Source organism: Candidatus Schekmanbacteria bacterium (assembly GCA_003695725.1).
Taxonomy (GTDB): Bacteria; Schekmanbacteria; GWA2-38-11; order GWA2-38-11; family J061; genus J061.
The window spans coordinates 1-9,068 of sequence record RFHX01000252.1 but is presented as its reverse complement, the minus strand read 5'-3'; the positions used below and the strand labels follow the sequence as shown (position 1 = coordinate 9,068).

At 36.6% G+C, this 9,068-nt stretch carries 8 protein-coding genes; 6 read left to right on the top strand and 2 right to left on the bottom strand.

Annotated elements, in window-relative coordinates; genetic code table 11:
- Window positions 1-15 precede the first annotated feature (15 nt).
- The 4 genes from D6734_09845 (at window position 16) to D6734_09830 (ending at window position 3,223) form a co-directional block, all read left to right on the top strand.
- Window positions 16-687 carry an alpha/beta fold hydrolase gene (locus D6734_09845; GenBank protein ID RMF93551.1) on the top strand — a complete coding sequence of 224 codons (672 nt, stop codon included), beginning with the start codon at window positions 16-18 and terminating at the stop codon, window positions 685-687.
- Window positions 688-903: 216 nt separating this feature from the next.
- Complete coding sequence (locus D6734_09840) at window positions 904-1,575, top strand: hypothetical protein (GenBank protein RMF93550.1); 672 nt, start codon at window positions 904-906, stop codon at window positions 1,573-1,575.
- A gap of 20 nt (window positions 1,576-1,595) precedes the next feature.
- On the top strand, window positions 1,596-2,381 hold the full coding sequence (locus D6734_09835) for a hypothetical protein (protein RMF93549.1): 786 nt from the start codon (window positions 1,596-1,598) through the stop codon (window positions 2,379-2,381).
- Between the two features lie 35 nt (window positions 2,382-2,416).
- A complete protein-coding gene (locus tag D6734_09830; protein ID RMF93548.1) occupies window positions 2,417-3,223 on the top strand; it encodes an SDR family oxidoreductase in 807 nt (268 codons plus the stop codon).
- An 84-nt stretch (window positions 3,224-3,307) separates the two neighbouring features.
- On the opposite strand, the gene D6734_09825 is transcribed toward D6734_09830, so the two are convergent.
- Both D6734_09825 and D6734_09820 read right to left on the bottom strand, forming a co-directional pair.
- The gene (locus D6734_09825; GenBank protein ID RMF93547.1) at window positions 3,308-4,162 is read right to left on the bottom strand and encodes a hypothetical protein; all 855 of its coding nucleotides are present in this window, start codon (window positions 4,160-4,162) and stop codon (window positions 3,308-3,310) included.
- A gap of 205 nt (window positions 4,163-4,367) precedes the next feature.
- A complete protein-coding gene (locus D6734_09820; protein ID RMF93546.1) occupies window positions 4,368-6,284 on the bottom strand; it encodes a tetratricopeptide repeat protein in 1,917 nt (638 codons plus the stop codon).
- Between the two features lie 78 nt (window positions 6,285-6,362).
- On the opposite strand from D6734_09820, the gene D6734_09815 reads away from it, so the two are divergent.
- Together D6734_09815 and D6734_09810 are read left to right on the top strand one after the other, a co-directional pair.
- Window positions 6,363-8,564 carry a hypothetical protein gene (locus D6734_09815; protein ID RMF93545.1) on the top strand — a complete coding sequence of 734 codons (2,202 nt, stop codon included), beginning with the start codon at window positions 6,363-6,365 and terminating at the stop codon, window positions 8,562-8,564.
- A gap of 49 nt (window positions 8,565-8,613) precedes the next feature.
- A partial coding sequence (locus D6734_09810) for a hypothetical protein (GenBank protein ID RMF93544.1) occupies window positions 8,614-9,068 on the top strand: 455 nt, incomplete at its 3' end.

Below are 9,068 nucleotides of genomic sequence, written 5' to 3'. Positions count from 1 at the left end.
CTGTAAAATGCGCATATGATTGATAAGAGAGCTATATCTTTAATTATTCTTTCTATACTCTTTTTATCATATGGGTGCAAAATGAAGGAATTTAAAGAAATAAAGTTCAAAACATCCGACAATGCTGAAATTGAAGGAAGTCTTTTTTGTAGTAAAACGACAGATAGTGGTGTTGTATTGGTTCATGGAATGGTCTTTAATAGGGAAAGCTGGTATGATTTTGCAGGTCGTCTTGCCGATGAAGGTTTTTGTGCATTGGCAATAAATCTTCGAGGGTATGGCAATTCCATTGTTGGAGAAAAAGGGAAGGATGTTATGTATCCTGATGTCCTCGGGGCAGTTCAATATTTGAAAGATATGGGTATAGAAAATATTGCAGTTGTTGGCGGGAGTATGGGGGCGCTTGCATCTATCGATGCGGTGATCGAGGATAAAAAAAAAGAGATTAAAAAATTGGTTCTGTTATCTCCGCCTCCTCATCCTGATATTGAAAAAATTTCTATTCCTACACTCTTTGCATACAGCAAAGATGAAAGATTGGCTGGTAAAATAAAGGAGATGTATAATGAGATGTCCTGCAATAAAGAGATTGCAGTTTTTGATGGGAATGCCCACGCACAACATATCTTTAAGACAGAAAATAAAAAAGCTCTTGAGGATAAAATAGTTGCCTTCTTGAATGAATAGGAAAACAAGACAAATGATTATATTCTCATCAAATAGAAGGATACCTCTCTTCAATGCGCTTTTCAGTTCATTCTATTTATCTTGAGATTTTTACAATTTTCTTCTTGATAATCTGTCCTTAATTTATAAGAAACGAGTTGAACATTTTTTCGTTTTTTTCAATAATCTTTTGTAGCAAAAAATATTCTAAACCATAAAACAGAGAAGGGAGATGTTATGAGTCTTTTAAGTGATTATGCCAAACAGTTGATGGAAAAAGTTGGATTTGAAAGGGATATATTAGGTTTCAAAGTAACTGATGACGAGCCAAAGGATATCCCATATTATGGCGATGATATGAGTATGATGTGTGCAATAACAGCAGAGGCTTGGGAAAAAGACACCCCATTTTACTTTACTAAGAACAATTGTGTTTGCGGCGGCACACTTTATGGCGGCATAGGCTCGAGGAAAGTTCCAAAGGAGGAGAGAGAGGCCGGAATGAGTGTTCTTTTTGGCGAAGGTGCCCCTTACGGAGATAAGAAGGTCTTCAGAAAAATAGGACAGCAGATTCCAAAACACTTTGTACATCACAAATACCTTATTGTAGGCAAGTTGCAGGATTTAAAAGAACCCCCTGATCTGGTTCACTTTGTGGGAAATGCCAATCAGATTTACCGCCTTACCAAGGCATATACATGGGAAACGGGTATTGTAGTGCAGGGAATGTCGGGTACTTCATGGTGCGCAATGGCTCTTCCAAAACCATACCTTGAAAAGGGAATTACCTTTACTCTTGGCGACCATGGAGGAAGAAGTCTTATGGGAATAAAAGACTATGAACTTTTTTGTGTAGTTCATTTTAGTCTTTTGCCAATGATAATAAAAAATCTTGATAAAGCTCTATAAAATAAAGAAGGTAAGAGATAATGGCGATTTGTAAAACTTGTAAGGAAGCAATCGTAGATAGGGAGCCCATTGTTGTTGATGACCTTGACTTTTGTTCTGATTATTGCGTGGAATTTTACAGGACAAAGATGCAAAAGCTTGCTGAACAAGGTTCAATCTATATTGAAAAATTAGGTCCTATAGGAGAAGAATTCATCAATATGTGCCGCAAATGCGGTCTTACAAAATTTTGCTTTGGGAAGAAGGAATTAAATGCCGCCTATGAAGAAGCAACACATGAATGGATTAAAGGGAAATGGTGTTGCCATTCAGTTTGTAATCTTAGCACGATGCTCTCAGATGGCACAGTATCGCCTGAAACGGTCAAAAAGATAATGCGTTGTGCAGAAGAGCTGCGAGATTCGTCAGGCGCAAGGACAGTATTCCCATCCTTGCTTGACAAAGCCATAAGTAATATGGGGGTAAATCTCGAGTACAAAAAAATTGAGGAAAACCTGCCTGAGCCGAAACCTGCGATAACAGACCATTATATGGCATGTGTGCTTTGTGACGATGAAACTGTCGAGCAGTGTCTTGATATTTCAGCAAAGGCGCGTGAAAATCTCGAGTTTGTCCAACAGAACTGCAATAAAAAATGGTGCGGACATGCTCAATATGCCCTTGCAAGCGCATTGCTTGGCGAAAAACTGAATAGAGGAAATGTGAAAAAATTCATTGAAACTGCAGAAAAGATTGCTGAAGAAAAGGGTGAGCCGGGAGTTACACACCGTTCATATTACATTGCTCTTGGCAGAGGAATAGAATAACAATAAATTTTTGAATTGTTTAGGAGGCTCTGAAGATGACAGGAGGCTGTAGAAGACTAGAGGGGAAAAATGCCGTAGTCCTTGGCGGTGGAAGTGGGATTGGAAAGGCAGGTGCAATAAGAATGGCGAAGGAAGGAGCTAACATCGTAATTGGTGATATCGTCAAAGAGCGTGTTGAAAGAGCTGTGGCTGAAGTTGAGAAGCTAGGCAGGAAAGCTATCGGTTTTATTGTTGATGCTTCCAAACCGCAAGAGATCAAAAAATTCGCCGATGATGCAATAACAGCAATGGAGCATATTGATATCCTCGTTTATAGTGCAGGGGTAGGAGATAAGAATGATCCTATCCTTGAACAATCGTTGGATAAGTGGCAGTGGGTTTTTGATGTAAACCTTACGGGGATGTTTCTCTGCTGTCAAATCATTGGTAGGCATATGGTAGAAAAAGGGATAAAAGGAAAGATAATAACTTTTTCATCTACAATGGGGAAAAGTCCTCAAGGCGGAGGTGGTGGAGCATATGTGTCTTCAAAAGCCGCTGTTATCGGTTTTACAAAAGCCCTTGCCTGTGAGCTTGCGATAAATGATATAAATGTGAACTGCATATGTCCGGGTTTGATAGATACTCCTATATGGCATACGGGAGACAAAGCGGTAAATATGCCTGAGGGAAGTATGGTAAAGATGGTTGCTGAGCAGGCAATGATGTCAGGACAGCTTCCAATTCAGCGCGTTGGCAAACCTGAAGATTTAGCGGCCGGTATTGCTTTTCTTGCTTCGTCAGACTCTGATTATATTACAGGACAAGCGATAAACATTTGCGGCGGTTTGGAGTTTCACTGATTCGTCTGAGTTTGAGAAAGCAAAGTTCGAGTAAATTTAGAATATCATTTCTTTTATACTGCTATTTATATTATTGAATTGGGATTAGAAGAGTGTATAAAGAGATAATTCTGCAAGCTCTTCCCCAACAGCCCTAACCATCATAAGGCCGCCCGGATCTTTTTCTCTGAAATTCAGTCGAATTGCTTCTTTCCTCTCATTGAGACGCTTCATATATTCAGGGTCACGCGGCTCATCCTTTTTCCAAAGGTCAACATAGATATTGAAGTAATCCAATGTGATTTCCATAAGTTTCTTTTGCGATTCCTTTGTACTCGGTGCGATACTGCCGGTAAGACAGTAAGGTGAAATTAATGCTCTGAACCAGTTGGGATTTCTTTCGTCTTTCCCTTTGAACATTTCAAATCCCTTTGCATAGGCATCTTCCAACGGTTCGAGATATTTTTCCATATATGGGATATCGACAATACAGTCCGCTGTGGGATAGAAATCGGCAATAAAGTAACTGCCTTTCTTGCTTTCTGCCCAATATGATGAAAAAATAGGAAGCGCATGTTCATCGTCAGGGAAGATCATCAAAGCATATGACATCAACATATCCCTGAAATTTTGAAATCCAATGCAGATTTTCTCCAATTTGGGTGCTTTATACAGATATTTATAGCTCGAGAAACCTTCACCTTTCAGGTCCCATAGAGGTGTAATGTCTTTGCCCTTATATGTCGTTTGTTTTTCTCCGCCAAATACTTTTATTGCTTCTTCCATTGTTTCCATATATGGTGGAAATGAATATTCTTCAGTCATCTTCTCTCTCCTGCATTTTTGGTTGAAACTTAGAACATAAAAAGTAAGTTGTTCAAAATATAATTTACATATTTCCAATTTTTTTGACTTTGTCAAAAGAAAAATTTTCCTTTCTTTCTCCTTGAAATGAATCAACAATTTTCTTTGTTTATAAAAGAATATCTTGAGATATTAGAATGGATTATTCCTTTATATTTATTGTCAGGCATATTTGGAGGACATTCTTTTTTGGTTTCTTTTGCCGATGTCGGGTATCAATAACAAATGGACTGAATAACAACTCATAAGCTCATAACTTGGATGGCTGTAGAAAATAATCATATGAGGATGAAAAGAGGGATTATCCTTTTTGTAATTCTTTTATTTTTTCATTTAAAGATTGATCTGTTGGATTGATTTCATATGCTTTTTTGTAGATTCGAAGGGCATCAGCAAATCTTCCTTTTTCTTTATAAATGTCACCTAACATAACCAAAACCGAAAATTTATTTGGTACTGAATTATCGGCATTGATTAAATCATTTTCTGCTTCTTTCAATTTTCCAAGATTTAGGAAAACGACAGCTCTGATGATACGTCCTTTATTTGTGCTTCTTGGGTCTATTTCAAGAGCTTTGTTTAGATGTTTGAGAGCTTCCTCAAATTTTCCGCTTCCTGCATAAAGGTTGCCAAGATTGATATGTGGTGAGACAAACTGTGGATTTAGCTTCAATGCCTGATAGAACAACTTTTCTGCATCTTCTCCTCTTCCTTTCAAGCCATATGCAACACCAAGATTGTTCAAAAGATAAGCGTTGGTGTCTTCAAGCTTTATGGCTTTTTGATAATATTCAATAGCTTTTTCAATATTACCTTTATCGAAATATATATTTCCTAAATTTATGTAGGAATAACTGAAATTTGGGTCCATTTGTAATGTCATCTCAAGTTCGGAAATTGCTTTTTCCATATTGCCTGCTGTCTTATAGGCAAGGGCAAGGTTGAAATGGGCGCGAGGAAATTGAGGATTTCTTATTACTTGATTTTTAAAGAGTGTCAATTCGTCTTTCCAAATTCTGTTCCTATTCAGTGTATGTGATAAAAAAGAAAAAAAGGCTATTAATGAAAGAAAAAATAATAGGGCTTTTATAGCTTTCCAATGTCTTCTCTCAGAGAATTCATAGATTTTTATTCCTATTGCAGCGATTATTAATGAAAAACCTATAGAGGGGATGTAAAGAAAATGCTCACTCTTGGTTATTGGTGAGAAAGGAATAATATTTGATACGGGAAATAGTGTTATTGTAAGCCAAACAATTCCAAAACATATGTTATTGTTGACTTTTCTATCATTCATAATGAGAAGATTGAAAATTACCAGAGTGAATAGAATAAGAATGGCAATGTCGGAAATTTCGAATTTAATACTTTCAGAAGGATAAAGAGTATTGAGGTTGAAAGGGAAGAGAAGAAGCCTTATATAGTCAGCAAAGGTTTCAATCGTCTTTGGTATTCTATTGAAAATAGTTTCTGAAGAATTGTTATATATTTTTCCACTCAGAGCATACCAACGTAGAAATAAATAAAGAACTCCAGCAGGCAAATAAGAAAAGTATTTGATGATATTATCCTTTAAAGAAAAAGTTCCGCTAATCTTTTTATTGTGCAGATAGTCAAAGACAAGAAGAATTAGTGGCATAGTAATTGCCATCTCTTTTGCAAGAAGGGCGATGAAGAAAAAAAAGACCGAATATATGAGAAATGAAAGTTTATGATTTTTCTTCTGCCTAATGTATTCAATTCCAAATAACAAGGATAATAGATAAAAGAGAGCGCATAAAATATCAGTCCGTCCCGATATCCAAGCAACAGACTGTGTGTGGATAGGATGGATAGAAAAAAATATACTTGCTAAAAAGGAAAGAAATAAATCTTCAGAAAATTTATTCAAGAAAAAAAATAGAAGAATTGCTGTCAAAGAATGTAGAAAAATATTTGTTATATGAAATCCACCTCCATCGACCCCCCAAATTTTATAATCGATAACATACGAAATCATTATTGCAGGACGGTAGTAAAGAATATTTCTACTAAATTGTGAGGGATGTCCATATGGAGAAATTAGAAGTTTGGGGATATTCTTTATATACCTTATATCAGGGTTTTCACGGGCTATTTCAGTGTCATCCCATACGAAGTCATAATTGAAGGTATTGGAATAGGATAAGAAAGATAATATGAATATTACGACTATAAATATATACTTATTTTTAGCCAAGATTAAATCACTAAATAAAAATTTTGTAATTTTCTTTAATTTTTACAGAAATTAGCATAGCATTTTTTAAGAACAAAGATGAAAATTATAAAAAAATTTAAAGGCAGGAGAAAAGGAATGAAAAGACGCTTTTCAATATTTATTTTTATTTTATCGCTCATCCCGTCCTTACTTGCTTATGCAGTAGATTGGGAAAATATTGGTCCTGGTGGAGGCGGATATTTGATGTCTTGTGCAATCCAACCGGATAATCCTGATATTATCTTTATTGGCAGTGATGTAGCAGGCATACATAAAAGTGTCGATGGAGGCGCAACATGGAAGAAAGTAAACAATGGATTTGCTTCGTCTTCAGAAAGCGCTAATGCTTATGGTATAGAAAACATTATCTTTGACCCGACCGATTACAATATCCTTTATGCGGCAGGGTGGGGAGGAGTTTATAAAAGTACAGATGGCGGCACAACATGGACAAAGGTGTTAGGGAGGGGGAGAAGTTATGGCGCATTGGCAATCGACCCTGATGACCACAATATTGTCTATGCAGGAGTTGGAGAGATAGATATTGATAAATCTGGAAAGGGGGAATTATACAGAAGTACTGATGGCGGCGCAACATGGACAAAGATAAGCAAGGGATTTCATCGTAAAGCGGTAATCTATGGAATTGCCATTGACCCTGATTCAAGCACATTGGCAAGGACTTTAATAGTAGGGACAGGGTATGGAATCTATAAAAGCAACGACGGCGGCAAAAACTGGAAGAAGGCAAATAATGGAATCTCAAACAAAAAAATCAAGATGATGGATTCTGTTTATTTAAATGGCAAGCTTACTATTTATATCCTCTGCTATAATAAAAAGAAGAAGAAAACAGCAGTATATAGATCTGATGATTTGGCGTCAACCTGGACAGATGTAACAGGTAGTTTAGTGCAGGTGCCTTTCTCTGAGCTGAAAATAAAGCCTGATGATGCAGATACAGTTTATGTTGGCAATTGGATATGGCGGGGAAAAAATCTTGGCATATATAGAACAACTGACGGAGGCAAGAATTGGACCTTTTTATCAAAGGAAAAGAATATGACATTTGGCTGGCTTTATAAATGGTGGAATCAGGAAGGGGCAAGCTATTTCTGTATTTCAGAGAGCAATCCTAATATTATGATCTATGGAGAAACATCAGTTTTCAAAACAATCGATGGCGGAGATAGTTGGTCGCAAACATATACGAAGGATTTAGGCAGCAACAGATATTTGGGACAAGGGTTGGAACCAACCTATGCATATACTGTTGCTTTTGATCCTACGAATAAGAATAGATTTTTTATAGGTTATGAAGACATCGGTATTTGGAGAACCGATGATGGAGGCGCTTCTTTTGTTTATTCTGATGGCTTGAATAATGTTGTTGAAGATTTTGATGCAGTAAGTTCAATAGCCATTGATCCTTCAATGACATCGACTATTTATATGAGTATTGCACCTTCAGGGCTTGCTGTAGATGAAGGTTATGCAAGTAAATGGGGGTCAATTTTAAAATCAACTGATTCAGGTGGTACATGGGCAGTTGTAGGGAAAAAATCATCAGGCTTGCCTAAGGGTGCTGCACGGATTGTAATAGACCCTTCATCATCTGTACAGTCAAGAACCCTTTTTGCCGCAGTATATAAAAAAGGTATTTACAAATCTACAAATGGAGGAACCTCTTGGAAGAGGTCTTCATCAGGACTTGGAAAGAGGAAGAAAAATATTTGGACTATAAAAGTTGATCCTGTTAATAATTCAACATTATACGCTGGATTGAATTCTTTTAGAGGCAGGAAGGGCGGCCTTTATAAATCCATTAATTCAGGAGGGAAATGGGTAAAGTTTAAAAGTTTTGGAAATAAGGATGTCATAGATTTAGCAGTTGACAAAAATGATTCCAATATCCTTTATGTTTGTGCATTGGGAAGAGGGTGGAAAAGTGGAGGTTTATATAAAAGCGTTGATGGTGGAACAACTTGGAAGTTGATTCTTGATAAACGGTTTATTTTCACTGTTGCAGTTGATCCTTCTGATTCCAATAGGATTTATGCAGGTGTATCGCAGTGGTGGACAAAAGTGAAAAATGCTGACTATGGAATCTATGAAAGCATCGATGGCGGTGCCAACTGGTCGAAGATAGATTCGCCATCTCATCTTTATATGATTTATATGGGTATAAACCCTCTTGATACAAACTATCTTTATGTTGGAACACAGGGAGGGGGGTTATTCAAAGGAAAAGTTAAGTAATAAAAATTTGATGAATTGTTGATGATGGAATTTGTAATGAGATAAAGATATGAGAAAAATTTTTTTTATAATTCCTCTATTGATTTTTGCATTTATATTTTATTTTTCCCTTTCAGGAAAGCTATCTTTGAAAGAAAATAATGAAAGGAAGGGAAAATATAATCTTCTTATAATTACTATAGATACCCTTCGCGCTGACAGACTTGGGTGTTACGGTTTCAGGAAAAATACTTCGCCTGCAATCGATAAATTCGCTGATGAATCACTTCTCTTTGAAAATGCTATTGTACAAGTGCCCTTTACTGGTCCATCACATGCTTCATTGTTTACAGGTAAATATGTAATAAATCATGGAGTTTTGAGCAATGGTTATAAACTGCCTGATGAAAATCTTACCCTCGCAGAGATATTGAAAGATAGTGGTTATACAACAGGCGGTTTCATTGCGTCATATATTTTGAAAGAGGCATACAATTTTAATCAGGGCTTCGATGTATATAGAGG

Coding starts and splice junctions, on each gene's coding strand:
- D6734_09830 (RMF93548.1), top strand. CDS start 2,417: ATGACAGGAGGCTGTAGAAGACTAGAGGGGAAAAATGCCGTAGTCCTT.
- D6734_09815 (RMF93545.1), top strand. CDS start 6,363: ATGAAAATTATAAAAAAATTTAAAGGCAGGAGAAAAGGAATGAAAAGA.
- D6734_09840 (RMF93550.1), top strand. CDS start 904: ATGAGTCTTTTAAGTGATTATGCCAAACAGTTGATGGAAAAAGTTGGA.
- D6734_09845 (RMF93551.1), top strand. CDS start 16: ATGATTGATAAGAGAGCTATATCTTTAATTATTCTTTCTATACTCTTT.
- D6734_09835 (RMF93549.1), top strand. CDS start 1,596: ATGGCGATTTGTAAAACTTGTAAGGAAGCAATCGTAGATAGGGAGCCC.